This window comes from Pseudomonas sp. 43mfcvi1.1 (genome assembly GCF_900115935.1).
Lineage (GTDB): Bacteria > Pseudomonadota > Gammaproteobacteria > Pseudomonadales > Pseudomonadaceae > Aquipseudomonas > Aquipseudomonas bijieensis.
Genome location: NZ_UETT01000005.1, coordinates 40,063 through 55,380, shown reverse-complemented (window position 1 = coordinate 55,380; position 15,318 = coordinate 40,063). Strand labels below are relative to the sequence as shown.

Sequence of the window (15,318 nt, the reverse complement as noted above, 5' to 3'; positions counted from 1 at the left end):
CCATGAACCTGGCGCGCTACCGTTTCATACTGTCGCGCCCGCTACAGCTATTGCCGGTGCTGTTTGGCATCAGCATGATCACCTTTATGCTCGTACGCTCAATCCCCGGGGATCCCGCCCGGGCACTGCTGGGCTCGCGCAGCACGCCGGAGGCGCTGATCAGGATTCGAGCCCAGTACGGTCTCGACCAGCCGCTGTGGATGCAGTACTTCTACTTTCTCAAGAACCTGCTCAAAGGCGATCTCGGCCAATCGCTGCTCTACAAAGTCGATGCCTTGACGTTGATCAGTACCCGCATTGAGCCAACCCTGTTCCTGGTGCTCGGCAGCGTACTGCTCGCGCTGCTGATTGCCGTGCCGCTGGCAACGGTGGCGGCGCGCAACAAGGGCGGCTGGCCGGACCACCTGATTCGCCTGTTCACCACGGCAGGGCTCGGCATGCCGGCTTTTTGGCTAGGCATCATGTTGATCCTGCTGCTCAGCGTGCAGTTGGGGCTGTTCCCGGTCTCAGGCTATGGACGTACAGGGTGGGACAAACTGCATCACATGGTTTTGCCGTGCCTGACCATTGCCTTGGCACTCTCCGCCGTTCTGGTGCGCAATCTGCGCGCCAGCATGCTCATGGAGCTACAAGCCGATCATGCCACCGCCGCACGGGCCCGGGGCTTGTCCGAGCGGGCGATATTTCATCGGCATGTACTGCCCAACTCCCTGGTGCCGGCGGTCAACCTGCTGGCGGTGAACATCGGCTGGTTGATCAGCGGCACGGTGGTCATCGAAAGTCTGTTTGCCATTCCCGGCATCGGCCAATTGCTGGTGCGCGGCATCTTTACCCGTGACTACATGGTGGTCCAGGGCGTGGCCATGGTGCTGGCCCTCGCCACCGTCACGGTCAATTTCCTCGCCGATGTGCTGACCGTGATGATTGATCCGCGGGTGAACATGCGATGAGTGGCCAGATCATCAGTCCCACCTGGCGTCTTGCGCTGCGTTTCGGCTTGCGCAACGGTCGCCCAGCCACCGCGCTGGGCCTGGCGATTCTGTTTGCCTGGCTGTTGCTCGCACTCTTCGCACCCTGGGTCGCGCCCTTCGATCCGATTGCCCAGAACACCGATATCCGCCTGCTGGGGCCGAGCCTGGCCCATCCGTTCGGCACGGATAATTTCGGCCGTGACGTTCTTTCCCGAGTGATCTGGGGCGCGCGCATCGACTTGCAGATTTCCGTGATCGGGGTGATTTTCCCATTCTTGATCGGTACTTGCATCGGCGCCTTGGCCGGCTATATCGGTGGCCGGTTCGACACGATCTGCATGCGCCTGATCGATATTATCCTGGCCTTCCCCTTCCTGGTGCTGATGTTGGCAATCATGGCCATCCTCGGCCCCGGCCTGAGCAGCTTTTATATTGCGATGGCTTTGGTGGGATGGGTGTCCTATGCACGGCTGATCCGTTCGCAGATTCTGGTGCTCAAGGAAAGCGATTTCGCCTTGGCGGCGAAAAGCCTGGGCTTCGGTCATGGACGCATTCTGTTTCGGCACCTGTTGCCCAATGCCATGTTCGGTTCGATCGTGTTCTCCATGTCCGACGCGGTGCTGGTACTGCTCAATGGGGCGGCGGTCAGCTACCTCGGCCTGGGGGTTCAGCCACCCACCGCCGAGTGGGGCACGATGGTCGCCGAGGGCCAGAGTTTCATCACCAATGCCTGGTGGATCAGCACCTTCCCGGGACTGGCGATCGTCACCCTGGCCATGGGCTTCAGTCTGCTGGCCGACGGTGTCGCCGAGCACCTCGGAGAGCGCCCATGAGCACACCGGTGTTGCACGTCGAGGACCTCAGCGTGATCGCCGGCCACGGTGAGGGCGAAGTCACGCTGGTGGATCGTGTGTCATTTGACCTGGCCGAAGGCGAAATCCTCGGTCTGGTGGGTGAAAGCGGTTCAGGCAAGACGATGGCCTGCCGGGCCTTGATGCGCTTGCTACCCTCTTCAAACCTCCGGGTCCAGGGCAAGGCCGTGCGCCTTGCCGGTGAGGACCTGCTGTCGCTGGATGAAGCCGGCATGCGAGGCATACGAGGTCGACGGCTGGGGATGATCTTTCAGAATCCCGGCAGTCATCTTGACCCGTTGATGCGCATCGGCGAACAGATCGGCGAGGGCATACGCCTGCATCAGGGGGCATCCAAACGCGAAGCACGGGCGAAGGCCATTGATGTGTTACGCCAGGTGGGCATTCCCGATCCGCTACGGCGGGTCGACAGTTATCCCCATGAGTTTTCCGGTGGCATGCGTCAACGCGCCATGATCGCCGTGGCATTAGGTTGCAACCCCCAGGTGCTGATCGCCGACGAACCGACCACCGCCCTGGATGTCACGGTACAGGCACAGATCCTGCGCCTGCTCCTGGATTTGCGCGACCAACGTGGCCTGTCAATCATCATGATCACCCACGACCTGGGGGTCGTCGCCCAGACCTGTGACTCCATCGCGGTAATGTACGCCGGGCGGCTCTGCGAGCACGGCAACAAGCTTGATCTGCTGGCTCACCCACGACATCCCTATACGGCGGCCCTGATCGACTGCCAACCGGCTACCAGCAGCGGCCATGCCATGCTCAAAACCATCGCCGGCCAGCCGCCTCTGCTGGATGCGCTGCCCACCGGTTGCCGCTTCAATCCACGCTGCCTTCAGCAGGGCAGCCAGTGCACGCGGCTGTTGCCACAGATGCAAGTCACAGCCGAGGCACACCGAGTCGCCTGCCATTACCCGCTACCCGTGGGAGCCTCGTCATGACCCTGTTGCAAGTCAAGGATCTACGGGTGCGCTTCGCCGCCCCTGGCAGTGGTCCGTTCGGGATCAACAGGCAATGGGTGAACGCCGTCAACGGCGTATCGCTGAGTCTGGCCACCGGGGAAGTGCTTGGTCTGGTGGGTGAGTCGGGCAGCGGCAAGAGCACCCTGGGTCGAGCCATCTTGCGCCTCACTGAGGTCAGCGCCGGGCAAATCCTGTTCGATGGCGTGGATATGGTTCAAGGCAAGCGAATCGACATCGAGCGACTGCGCCACGAAACCGCGATGATTTTCCAAGATCCTTATACCGCCCTCAATCCGCGATTGAGCATTGGCGACACCCTGGCTGAAGTGTTGCGAGTGCGATGTGCGATCCCTGCCTCGCTGATTCGCCATCGGGTCGATGAATTGCTGACCCTGGTCGGCCTGCGGCCGGAGCTGGCCAACCGCAAACCGGGTTCGTTGAGTGGCGGTCAATGTCAACGTGTGGGGATCGCTCGGGCACTGGCCATCGAGCCACGGTTGATCATCGCCGATGAATGCGTGGCCGCGCTGGACGTTTCCATCCAGGGACAGATCATCAACCTGCTGCTGGAGCTGCGGCAGCGCATGAACCTGGCGATTGTGTTCATTGCCCATGACCTGGCGATCGTTCGGCGACTATGTGATCGGGTCGCCGTGATGTACCTCGGCGAGATCGTCGAGCAAGGCCCCACGGAGGCCGTCTTCAGTAGCCCGCGGCATCCCTATACCGTCGCGCTGATCCAGTCCATTCCACACATCGACCCGACTCGATCGTTGCTGAGCGAACCCCTGCCTGGCGAGCCACCCAGCCCCCTGAACCTTCCATCCGGCTGCGCTTTTCACCCGCGCTGCCGGTATGCACAACCCATCTGCGCAAAAGCGCCGCCCCCCATCCATGACATCAGTGGGCATCGCTATAGCTGTGTGCTCGGAGAGCCATTGCTCTAAAAAAACATTCATCAATAGGGAGTTGACCATGCGATCGAAACATTTGAAGTTGCTGACCGCCGCGACGTTGACCGTTTGTACATTGGCCGCCGGTGTCGCCCAGGCAGCAGGCGTGCTGACCATCGGTTGCCGTGAAGAAAGTACGACGTTCGACCCGATCAAAAGCGCGCAGAACCGTGACAACTGGGTGTTCTCCAATGTTTACGACGTACTGGTGCGCGTCGACAACACCGGCACCAAGCTGGTACCGGGGCTGGCCGAAAGCTGGCACGTTTCCGACGATGGCCTGACCTATACCTTCAAACTTCGCTCGGCCAAGTTCTCCGACGGCTCACCGATTACCGCCAGCGATGCAGCGTTCAGTCTGTTGCGCATTCGCGACAACAAAGGGTCGCTGTGGAGCGACTCCTACAAGATTATCGACAAGGCCCAAGCACCCGACCCGCAGACACTGGTGGTGACACTCACGAGCCCTTCAGTGCCCTTCCTCGCGCAGTTGGCGTTGCCCAACGTCTCCATCCTGTCGCAAAAGGCCATGGAAAAAATGGGTGAGGAAGCCTACGCCCAGGACCCCGTTGCCTCTGGCGCCTTTATCGTCAAGGAGTGGCTACGCGGTGATCGCGTGGTGCTGGAGAAGAACCCCAACTTCTGGCAGGCCGACAAGGTGAGCCTGGATGGCGTGGAATGGATCTCCATCCCGGATGACAATACGCGGATGTTGAAGGTACAGGCCGGTGAACTGGATTCGGCGATCTTCGTGCCCTTCTCGCGCGTCGAAACCCTGAAGAAAGATCCCAACCTGGTCGTACACATGGATCCCTCCACCCGTGAGGATCATCTGCTGATCAACCATGAGCACGGACTGCTGGGCAAGCCTGAAGTACGTCAGGCCCTGGACCTTGCGATCAACAAGAAATCCCTGGTCGATACCGTGACGTTCGGCCATGGCCAGGTGGCTTATTCCTACATTCCTAAAGGAGCGCTTTATCACAATGCCGATAATCTGCAGCGCCCGTACGACCCGGAAAAAGCCAAGAAAATGCTGGCGGATGCAGGCGCCTCAGGCCTGAAGCTCAACTATGTGGTCAATGCGGGCAATGAAGCCGACGAGCAGATCGCCGTGCTGGTCCAGCAACAGCTCGCAGCAGTCGGCGTGACAGCCACGTTGCAGAAGGTCGACCCAACCCAGAGTTGGCAAATGCTGATCGACGGCGATTACGATCTGTCCGTGATGTACTGGACCAACGACATCCTCGACCCGGACCAGAAGACCACCTTCGTGCTGGGACATGACACCAACATGAATTACATGACCCGCTACAAGAACGACAAGGTCAAGGATCTGGTCGCGGCCGCGCGGGTAGAAGTAGACCCGACCAAGCGCAAGCAGATGTATACCGACCTTCAGGCGATCGCCAAGCAGGACGTCAACTGGATCGATCTCTACTACAGCCCGTACATCAATATTTCGCGCAAGAACATCGAGCACTTCCAACAAAACCCACTGGGGCGCTTCTCTCTCGAGGAAACGGTGAAGCGCTAGCGAGCAGTGGCTTTCATCCGAGTCGGATAGGGCCAGTGGCAACGCCTTGATCACGAGTCGAGGCTTGCCACCTGATGGCCAAGCAACATCGGCCGCTCCCCGGTCATCTCGCACAACAACGCCGTCACGACGTTGCCTTCGACCATGCCGCGCGCCTGCAGAAGATCCGCCACCGCACACACAGCGGGCCAGTATCGATGCATCAAGCGGCGGCAACGGGCGATGGCCAGGGCTTGGGCGTCGAGCAGCTTGCGCGGTGGCAGCAGGCTGATCAATTCGTGCCCCCGGTCAAGGTCCCCTCGACCGCTGCCCCTGATCAGCCGATCGGACCTGCGGTGCCGGTAGACCGCTTCGGCCACGGGCCCCGCGAAGCAATGGAGCAGGTCACGTTCAATGGCATCGACCATCGAGGGCAGGTATTCAGCGATCCCCGGAGCGTCGAAGGCCGGGCGTGGGACAAGGTAGTCCGCTTCAACCAATCCTTCTGCGTATTGCGGGTTGCCGCGCAAGTCGAACAGGGGCCCCGTGCAGGCCTCGACCTTGGTACGCACAGTGATACGTTTTATCGGTTGACCGTTCCACCAAAAGGCCAGGGCATGCCCCGCTTCGTGGAAGGCCGTGCTGCGCGGGCATTTGTTCATTATTGGGTCCGTCACGGCAGGCGCCATTCATATCATCTGCCTCGCCGTTGGGCCTCGATAAAAGATTATCCCTATCGACCGTTAATACTGCGCCTATTAGCTATCTGCCAAAGCGGGACTAGCCTGAATTCAGGCTGGTGTAATCCGGCCCGTGAAACCTGACAAAGAGATACGAAGCGTTCAGAACGTACCGGGCTTGCCGTGGGCCACCGTACTGGCAGCTAGACCGCTCTCTCGCGTTGCCGCGTGGTCATGACGATCAGTTGAGCGAACTGTGAGCCCTGCGCCCTGTGTCATTTATTTCGCCTGTCGCTATTCGGGTCCCGGCCGGGCTGGATAGCTGGATGAATACGACCAAAGGTAGCTTCTCATGGCAAATGAATCGAAATGTCCGTTCAATCACGCCGCTGGCGGTGGCACAACGAACCGTGACTGGTGGCCGAACCAACTGAATCTGAAGATCCTGCACCAGCACTCCTCGCTGTCCGACCCCATGGGCGAGGACTTCAACTACACCCAAGCCTTCAAAAGCCTGGATTTTCAAGCCCTGAAGGAAGATCTGCGGGCGCTGATGACCGACTCCCAGGACTGGTGGCCGGCGGATTTCGGCCACTATGGACCGCTCTTTGTCCGCATGGCCTGGCACAGTGCCGGCACCTATCGCACCGGTGACGGGCGCGGTGGCGCAGGCTCCGGCCAGCAGCGGTTTGCCCCGCTCAACAGCTGGCCCGACAACGTCAGCCTCGACAAGGCCCGTCGGCTGCTGTGGCCGATCAAGCAGAAGTATGGCCGCAACATTTCCTGGGCCGACCTGATCGTCCTTACCGGTAACGTCGCGCTGGAGTCCATGGGCTTCAAGACCTTCGGTTTTTCCGGTGGTCGTCCGGACGTCTGGGAACCGGATGAAGATGTCTATTGGGGGTCCGAAAACAAATGGCTGGGGGGCGATGTCCGCTACGGCAAGCCCGACAAAGCCGCCATGCAGGAGCCCGGCGAAGGCCAATTGGTGGCCGAACCTGGCAATGAAGAAAGCCGTACCGACCTGGGGCGCAACCTGGAGAACCCGCTGGCCGCCGTGCAGATGGGGCTAATCTACGTCAACCCGGAAGGCCCCGAGGGCCAGCCGGACCCGGTTGCCGCCGGGCTGGATATCCGCGAAACCTTCGGCCGCATGGCGATGAACGACGAAGAAACCGTAGCATTGATCGCTGGGGGCCACGCCTTCGGCAAGACCCACGGCGCCGGCCCCGCCGACAATGTCGGTGCCGAGCCCGAAGCCGCAGGCCTGGAGCTGCAAGGCTTGGGCTGGAAGAGCACCTTCGGCACCGGCAAGGGGCCCGACACCATCACCAGTGGCCTGGAAGTCACCTGGACCACCACGCCCACCCGCTGGAGCAACAACTATCTGGAGAACCTGTTTGGCTTTGAGTGGGAACTGACCAAGAGCCCGGCCGGTGCGCATCAGTGGACACCGAAAAACGGCGCGGGCGCGGGCATCATCCCCGATGCCCATGACCCGGCCAAACGGCGCAATCCAACAATGCTGACCACCGACCTGGCGCTGCGCTTCGACCCGATCTACGAGAAGATCTCGCGGCGCTTCCTGGAGAATCCGGACCAATTGGCCGACGCCTTTGCACGCGCCTGGTTCAAGCTGATCCACCGCGACATGGGCCCACTCTCGCGCTATCTGGGCCCGGAACTGCCCAACGAAGAGCTGCTGTGGCAAGACCCTATCCCGGCGGTCGACCATGCCCTGGTCAACGACAGCGACATCGCCGCCCTCAAGGGCAAGCTGTTGGCCTCGGGCCTGTCGGTTTCACAGCTGGTGTCCACTGCGTGGGCTGCGGCATCCACCTTCCGCGGTTCCGACAAGCGCGGCGGTGCCAACGGCGGCCGCCTGCGCCTGGCCCCGCAGAAGGACTGGCCGGCCAACCAGCCGGACCAACTGGCTCAAGTGCTGGCGACCCTGGAAAAGGTCCGGAACGAGTTCAACAGTGCCCAGTCCGGAGGCAAGAAAATCTCCCTGGCGGACCTGATCGTGCTGGGCGGCAGTGCCGGCATCGAACAGGCGGCGAAAAATGCCGGGGTCAACGTGACGGTACCGTTCTCGCCGGGGCGCATGGACGCGAGCCAGGAGCAGACGGATGTCGAGTCGTTCGGTTTTCTCGAGCCCATCGCCGATGGCTTTCGCAACTACCTCAAGGGCCGGTACCGCGTGTCCGCCGAAGCACTATTAATCGACAAGGCACAATTGCTGACCCTCAGCGCACCGCAAATGACGGCGTTGATTGGCGGTCTGCGGGTACTGGATACCAACGTCGGCCACTCGGCGCACGGTGTCTTTACTCAACGGCCCGGGGCATTGACCAATGACTTCTTCGTCAACCTGCTCGACATGGGCGTGGAATGGAAACCGCTCTCCGACACCCAGGAAACCTTCGAAGCCCGTGACCGCAAGACCGGCCAGGTCAAATGGACCGGCACCCGCGTCGACCTGGTCTTCGGCTCCAACGCCCAGCTCCGGGCCTTGGCCGAAGTCTATGCCAGCGCGGATGCGAAGGAGCAGTTCGTCAACGACTTCATCGCGGCGTGGGTCAAGGTGATGAACCTGGATCGGTTTGATCTCAGGTGAGAAGAATCCAGGCATGAGGTCTGGCAAGGAAGCGACCTCATGAACTTTTCTTCACCCCACGCCCCCGCGTGATTGGGTACAGTCACCTCGCTCATTCAAGAAACTAAGGTTTTAGCCCGCTCTCCCAGCGGGCTTTTTTTTGCCCGGCATTCAGGTTGATGAACGTGCGTTGCCCAACGCAGGCAAGACAGGCGCCAGCGTCGCTTGCACTGGTTTCGACACCGGTTGTTCCAGGGCCGCTCGCCCATAAAACAGCAGCGCCATCAGCCAACAGCTCAACCAGACGAAAATCCCCGCCCAGAATGTATGGGACATGTAGTGCCAGCCCTGCAGGACTCGCGTGGTGCCATAGACAAACCCCAAGGCCAACGCCCCATGCATCAAGGCTTTGGAATGACGCCAGCGGTAGCGGCGGGCGACGAAATACAGCGCCAGCATCGTGAAACCACCGGAGGCATGACCGCCGGGCCAGCAGCGACCGTCACCGGCGACGTTCAGCAGGTCGAAATTCTGGAACCACTCCTTGTGCTCGATCTTGCCAGCGTACTGGGTGGTTTCCACCGGGCAATACACGCTGGTATGGCCTTTGAGGTAATGAATGACCCCGGTGCTGAGGGAAAAAGCGAAGACCACGTAGAGAAAATCGCGACGGTGCTCGTGGGCAAAACGTAGAGGCTTGCTCAGTCGGGTTTTATCCAATAGGCGAAGCAGTCCAGGGCGCGTTTGCGGTTTGAAGATCGGCCAGAAAAACGACAGCAGCACACCGACGATGGCCGCCTCGCCGGTCCAGTTCGGGATGACCCTCGCCCATTTGTGGGTGATTTGCTCGAACAGCCGCACGTGTTCCAACGGAAACACTTGGTGCAGCGGATCGTAGAAAAGATTGCTGATGGCGATGTCGATGCGGGTCATGTCGAACAGCAAGAACACCACGGCCGCACAGACCAGCGGAATTCCGAGGTTGAATCCGTAGAAACGGGCGCGAGCAGACGTCAGCATGGGCGGTCCTAATCGTGGGAAAAGTTACGGAAAAGTCATCGAACGCCAGTCAGACGCTTCGATAAAGCCAAGCAGCCGTGGCGCTTGTGGCTGGGCGGTGGAAACGAACAACGAAGCCCCATAGCCAAACGCCGAGGTCGGGCGCTGGAGCGCGGTTTCCATCGCTTGCATGCATTCGCTGTGGGTGACCAGGATCAGGTTGCGCCCGGCCACTTTATGGGCCAGGGCATTACGCAGAAAGTCATGCCGGCAATTGATCAGCCAATCGTCACCGCTGCCCACCTTGTTGAACATGTACCCCGCCGTCTGGGTCGCGCGCACCAACGGGCTGTTGTAGAGGTCGGCGTTGTCCAGGCCCAATTGTTCGAACCGGGCACCGAGGCCCACCGCAACGGCACGGGCCCGATCGGTGATGCCTTCGCGATCGTTCAGGCACGCGGCCTTGGAGTGATCGCAGCGCTCGACATGGCGCACCAGCACGATCATCTCGCCCTTGGCCCAGCCATCGGCCAGGGCCCGGGCGCCAGCGATGTTGCCATGGGCCAGGTCCGGCACCGCCGCTGGGCTGAGCAGCCAGAGGGTCAACGGGATGACCAGCAGCGCCGACGCCAGCACGACCACGGCGTTTCGGTAACGGGCAAACCGGCGCGTATCGATCGAGCGCGTCAGGCCGAAAAGGCTCAGTCTCAGTTCCACATCAAGCCGCCCCGACGGCATCCACCCAGTCATTCGATGGCGCGACAGTAGAGAGGCCGACGTGGGCAGGCAGTGAAACCGATGTGAAAAAAAGCTTGGGGTGAACGCGAAGCAGGCACCTCGATGCCCTGAAAGACCGCATCGCCTTTATCGCGGGCAAGCCTTGCTCCCACAGATACCCGGAAAAAAACTTACAGATCTTGAACCCGCCGCCGATATAGCCCTGTTACATGCTCTTGCTGGCTCTTAACAACAACAATCTTCCAGCGTACCGACGATAAGCAGCACAACGTTCCTGGAGGAATTGATGAACAGCTGGTTTGGCAACATTAGCGTCAACATGAAATTGGGTCTGGGCTTCGGCCTGGTGCTGGTATTGACCTGCCTGCTGGCCCTGACCGGCTGGACGAGCCTGGACGGGCTGATCAATCGCAGCAACTGGATGAGCGACATCACCCAGCTCAACGCCGGCCTGACCAAACTGCGTGTCACGCGTCTGCAATACATGCTGACCAACGGTGACGAGACCGCCGCACAAAATGTGCAGACCACCCTCGATGGTTTCGTGGCGCAACAGAACGCCCTGCTCAGCAGCTTCAAGAGCCCGGAAAACGTCAAGCTGCTCAAGGAGCAGAGCGCGGTCATCGGCGCCTATCAGGTGTCCCTGAACAAAATGCGCAGCGCCTACCGCACTGGCAACACCGCCCGCGACACCATGGGCACGAACGCCGACATCGCCTACAAGCTGATCGAGACCATCGACGCCGACGTACGGCAGATGGCCCTCAGCGATGAGCGTTTCGCGCAGTTCCAGGCCATCACCCAGGCCAAGCAAGCCTTCATGCTGGCCCGCTATGAAGTGCGCGGCTACACCGCCAACAGCAACGCCGATACCGAACGCAAGGCCGTCGCCCAACTGGACGCCGCCATCGCTTCGCTCAAGCCGCTGAACGAACACTTCTCCAGCACCCGCCAGGATGAACTGCGCCAACTGGAAAACGCCCTGACCCAATACCGCAGCGCCGTGCAGGCCTTCAAGCTGGCCACTGCCGATGTGGTGCAGGCGCGTAAGGAAATGACCGACCAGGGCGCGACCATCGTGACCTTGAGCGAGCAGCTGTACCAGATCCAACTCGACCGCCGTGACGCCGAAAGCGCCCAGGCGCGCACCCTGCAACTGGTCAGCACCCTGCTTGCGTTGCTGGTGGGGATCATTGCGGCCGTGATCATCACGCGCCAGATTACCCGTCCGCTGCGCGAAACCCTGGCCGTGGTCGAACGCATCGCCAGCGGCGACCTGTCGCACACGGTCATCGTCACCCGCCGCGATGAACTGGGCGTGCTGCAACAAGGCATCGCGCGCATGGGCGTGACGCTGCGCGACCTGATCAGCGGCATCCGCGATGGCGTGACCCAGATCGCCAGCGCCGCCGAAGAACTGTCCGCCGTGACCGAGCAGACCAGCGCCGGGGTCAACAACCAGAAAGTCGAGACCGACCAGGTTGCGACCGCCATGCACGAGATGACCGCCACGGTCCAGGAAGTCGCGCGCAACGCCGAAGAGGCCTCCCAGGCAGCCGCCGCCGCTGATGGCGAAGCCCGTGCCGGCGACCAGGTGGTCAGCGAAGCCATCGCCCAGATCGAACGCCTGGCCAGCGAGGTGATTCGTTCCACCGATGCCATGACCGTGCTGCAACAGGAAAGCGACAAGATCGGCAGCGTCATGGACGTGATCAAGGCCGTGGCCGAACAGACCAACCTGCTGGCCCTCAACGCCGCCATCGAAGCGGCCCGTGCGGGTGAAGCCGGGCGTGGTTTCGCCGTGGTGGCCGACGAGGTCCGTGGCCTGGCCCAACGCACGCAGAAATCCACCGAAGAAATCGAAGGACTGGTGGCCGGGTTGCAGAACGGCACCCAACAAGTGGCCGCCGTGATGAACAACAGCCGCAGCCTCACCGACAGCAGCGTGGCCCTGACCCGCAAGGCCGGCGCGTCACTGGAAAACATCACCCGCACGGTGTCGAACATCCAGTCGATGAACCAGCAGATCGCGGCCGCCGCCGAGCAGCAAAGCGCCGTGGCCGAGGAGATCAGCCGCAGCATCATCAACGTGCGCGACGTGTCCGAACAGACCGCCGCCGCCAGCGAAGAAACCGCTGCGTCCAGCGTCGAACTGGCGCGGCTGGGTAATCAGTTGCAGATGATGGTGAGCCACTTCCGCGTCTAACGTCCGACGCAATTTTGCATGACCTACTGTGGGAGCGAGCTTGCTCGCGAAGGCACCGGATCAGCCAGCATTGAAGTTGACTGACCCACCACCTTCGCGAGCAAGCCCTCTCCCACAGGATTTGCATCAGCGCAGCCCACGAATCGCTCTTTCGTACAAATCCCCCGCCCCCAGTCCTACCGCCTTTCTCTGCACGCTCCTGTACGGTTTTCGCTTGAACAAGCACATTGCGCTCGAACAGGAGATGACAACACATGGACGTAAGCAACGACTCGCTGTTGAAAAGGCTCGTTACCTCCCCAGACGGTGAGGACGCCACAACAGCCGAACTGAAAACCGCCATGCTACGAATGGGGGTGACGTCGGTATTCGACATTGTGCGCATGAGCAAGACGCAGTTCACCGAGAAACTCGCCAGGCATAGCGACGCGGACGGTGAACAGGCCTACGACAATGCTTCGAGCCATGCCCGGCAAATCAGTCGCTTGTACCAGGAACATCAAATATCGTCCGGCGCCAACAAGTCACGTATCAAGCACAGCCTGAAGGCAGGCTCAACGTCAGTGCCCACCGGCTATCAAGCGCTGTTCGAAGAGAATTGGGAGCTGTTCTGCAATGAGGGTGATATCGCCGCAATCGACTCGCCCGTAGCGTATCTGCGGGCGCTGTATCTGTTTGCCGGGGAGCTGGAAAACCTGTCACCGCACGCCAGCAGAGTCACCTTGGCGCAACGGCGCCCGGACCTCGAGACACTCGCGCTCGATCGGCAGAGTGCCTTCGTTACCCGTCCGATGCTCGACATCATCAACGACACCCTGCGCAGGAACATCAAGGCGCACCTGGTCAAAACCGGTGAAAAAAAGACCGTGCGCCAGGTACTCGCCAGCGCACATTTCCCTTTCTCGCTGCCCTACGATCTGCACCATCATCAATGCGTGCTCGGGTTGGGCACGGGCAAGCCGGCGCTGGGCGAACTGAATTATCGGGTCAGCCTGAACCTGCCGTTTTCAGAGGGCCGGAAACATTACGGACAGATATCCGTCAATCCTGAAGAGGCGCAAAAGCTTCTGTCCGGGCTGAGTCCGGCGCAACAGGCGCTGCTCATCGCGCCGACCGCCTCACAAGGCAACCTCGCCACGCTGAAAAAGAGCTACGGCACCGAGGACCTCTTGAGCCTGAGTGAGCTCGAGTTCTTCATGGCGCGCACCGGGCTCACCACGGAACAGGTCGAGCAGTTGCTGGCACAAGGCAAATACAGCCCACGAACGTCAATCAACAGCCCCGCTTCTTCCCTGAACCGTTACGGCGCGGGCTACATCAACGGCGGCGGGGCGACCCCGGCCCTGGCGATCGAGACCCAAGGGAACCGGAAGGTCTTTGCCAACGACGCCCCTGAGCGAATCGACCGTTTGCAACGAATGATCCGCCTGCATCGCTGGACCGGTATTCCCGTTGCCGAACTGGACACGTTGATCACCAATGCCCAGCGCTCGGAGAGGGTCGAGACGTTCAGTGCCAACACCTTGCGCGCCCTGGGCGTCTATCGGTACCTGAACCAGCGCCATGGCATCGCCCCTGAAGAATTCGCTTCATTGCTGCACGACATGCCCATCCATGCGTGCGGTGATCGAGTGCCACTGTTCGATCAAGTGTTCAATCGCACCCGACTGCTCAAAGGTCCCGACTGGAGCACTCAAAAGGGGAACCTGACCGCTACGGACGAGCGGACTTTCAGTTACCTCAGTGCCGGCCTTGGGCTTCCCGTTGCGCCAGATTCACTGTTGCTGCTGGCCAGGCAAGCCAGCCAGCATTTGTCGCAGGGGTACGACCTGCCCACGGTTTCGGCTCTCTATCGCCAGGCCCGTATCGCCCGGATGTTCAAACTCTCCCCTCTTGAATGCATCGAGCTGGCCCGGTCGCTCGGCGGAGAGGATTTTTGCAAGGCGTTGGTGACAGGGGAGCTGAGAACCGCCGGCTCCGCAGAGCTCGACATTCTCGATGTGCTGATGGCAATGGACTGGGCTGTCGACTGGCTCAGGCAAAACGATCGGGACGTGCTGCAATGGTGTCGCCTGTTCGAAGCAAGCAGCAATGACGGGCCGCTGAATCACAACCTGGCAAAGCGATTGGAGAAATTCCAGACAGACATCCACACCACCCACGACCCTCAGCATCGGGTGGAGGTGCTGCTGCATGACATTGCGGACCTGCCTGCCGAATACGTCCCTTGCGTCTTGCAGATGGCCGGCACCGATGCAACGGCGGTCGTCGCGGCCATCGAGGCGGCCCCGGGGGAAATGCCCCGGTTGCTGGCGACGGTATTGCGCACTGCCGAGGCTTGCCAACATCTGCACCTGAGCAGCAGCACGCTGAAGGTTCTGCTGGAAAACCCGACATGGCTGGCCTCGCAACCACCCCGAACATTGACGCCCCAGATGCTGTATCTGCTCGAATGCTTCAGTCATTGCGCCCGCCATCAAGCCCAGTCGGAAGAGAACCTGTTGCACTACCTGCAAGTGGCCAATCAGGGCACGCCTCAATCGAAAGAAGAAGCCAATCGCCTGCTGGCCAAGCTGTTGGATTGGAGCGTCGAAGAGGTGAGTTTCCTGCGGGCGCAACTGCTAACAGGGCAAGACTCAATGGGAACCGTGGATTGGGTCATCCGTTGCCAGGCCTGCTGCCAGAGCACGGGACTGTCGGCGAACCTGCTGATCAAGGCGACCGCACTGAATACCCGAAGCCCCACATCGGATTGGCAAACCGTGGGTGATGCGCTGATCGCCGCCTGCCATTGAGCGGACACCCACTTCAACATTCAAGGA

Annotated in this window: 11 protein-coding genes; 8 read left to right on the top strand and 3 right to left on the bottom strand. The window is 60.9% G+C overall.

The features are described from left to right. The first annotated feature begins 2 nt into the window (after positions 1-2). Genes DTP52_RS11140 through DTP52_RS11120 form a run of 5 tightly spaced genes read left to right on the top strand, consistent with a single transcriptional unit; the run spans position 3 to position 5,298 of the window. Positions 3-950 (top strand): ABC transporter permease, encoded by a 948-nt coding sequence (locus DTP52_RS11140; protein ID WP_109753432.1) that lies wholly within the window; start codon positions 3-5, stop codon positions 948-950. Next, on the top strand, positions 947-1,804 hold the full coding sequence (locus DTP52_RS11135; protein WP_109753431.1) for an ABC transporter permease: 858 nt from the start codon (positions 947-949) through the stop codon (positions 1,802-1,804). The genes DTP52_RS11140 and DTP52_RS11135 overlap by 4 nt, the downstream gene beginning before the upstream one ends. Continuing rightward, positions 1,801-2,787 carry an ABC transporter ATP-binding protein gene (locus DTP52_RS11130; RefSeq protein ID WP_109753430.1) on the top strand — a complete coding sequence of 329 codons (987 nt, stop codon included), beginning with the start codon at positions 1,801-1,803 and terminating at the stop codon, positions 2,785-2,787. The genes DTP52_RS11135 and DTP52_RS11130 overlap by 4 nt, the downstream gene beginning before the upstream one ends. Beyond that, entirely contained in the window at positions 2,784-3,755 is a 972-nt protein-coding gene (locus tag DTP52_RS11125; RefSeq protein ID WP_109753429.1) for an ABC transporter ATP-binding protein, read from the top strand. Before DTP52_RS11130 ends, DTP52_RS11125 begins: the two co-directional genes overlap by 4 nt. Positions 3,756-3,783: 28 nt before the next feature. Further along, entirely contained in the window at positions 3,784-5,298 is a 1,515-nt protein-coding gene (locus DTP52_RS11120; RefSeq protein ID WP_109753428.1) for an ABC transporter substrate-binding protein, read from the top strand. A gap of 50 nt (positions 5,299-5,348) precedes the next feature. On the opposite strand, the gene DTP52_RS11115 is transcribed toward DTP52_RS11120, so the two are convergent. Beyond that, positions 5,349-5,939: a hypothetical protein gene (locus DTP52_RS11115; protein ID WP_109753427.1), complete on the bottom strand. Its 591-nt coding sequence runs from the start codon at positions 5,937-5,939 to the stop codon at positions 5,349-5,351. Positions 5,940-6,309: 370 nt separating this feature from the next. Here DTP52_RS11115 and katG point away from each other — a divergent pair, with 370 nt between their 5' ends. Beyond that, positions 6,310-8,574, top strand: coding sequence for a catalase/peroxidase HPI (gene katG / locus DTP52_RS11110; protein WP_109753426.1), 2,265 nt, complete (start codon positions 6,310-6,312; stop codon positions 8,572-8,574). 150 nt (positions 8,575-8,724) lie between these two features. Here katG and DTP52_RS11105 read toward each other — a convergent pair whose 3' ends face one another. Both DTP52_RS11105 and DTP52_RS11100 read right to left on the bottom strand, forming a co-directional pair. Then, entirely contained in the window at positions 8,725-9,573 is an 849-nt protein-coding gene (locus tag DTP52_RS11105) for a phosphatase PAP2 family protein (protein ID WP_109753425.1), read from the bottom strand. A gap of 24 nt (positions 9,574-9,597) precedes the next feature. Beyond that, a complete protein-coding gene (locus DTP52_RS11100) occupies positions 9,598-10,269 on the bottom strand; it encodes a histidine phosphatase family protein (protein ID WP_371925587.1) in 672 nt (223 codons plus the stop codon). A gap of 307 nt (positions 10,270-10,576) precedes the next feature. Here DTP52_RS11100 and DTP52_RS11095 point away from each other — a divergent pair, with 307 nt between their 5' ends. Continuing rightward, on the top strand, positions 10,577-12,496 hold the full coding sequence (locus DTP52_RS11095) for a methyl-accepting chemotaxis protein (protein ID WP_109753423.1): 1,920 nt from the start codon (positions 10,577-10,579) through the stop codon (positions 12,494-12,496). Positions 12,497-12,750: 254 nt separating this feature from the next. After that, positions 12,751-15,291, top strand: a complete 2,541-nt coding sequence (locus DTP52_RS11085; protein ID WP_109753421.1) for a Tc toxin subunit A — start codon at positions 12,751-12,753, stop codon at positions 15,289-15,291. Positions 15,292-15,318 lie beyond the last annotated feature (27 nt).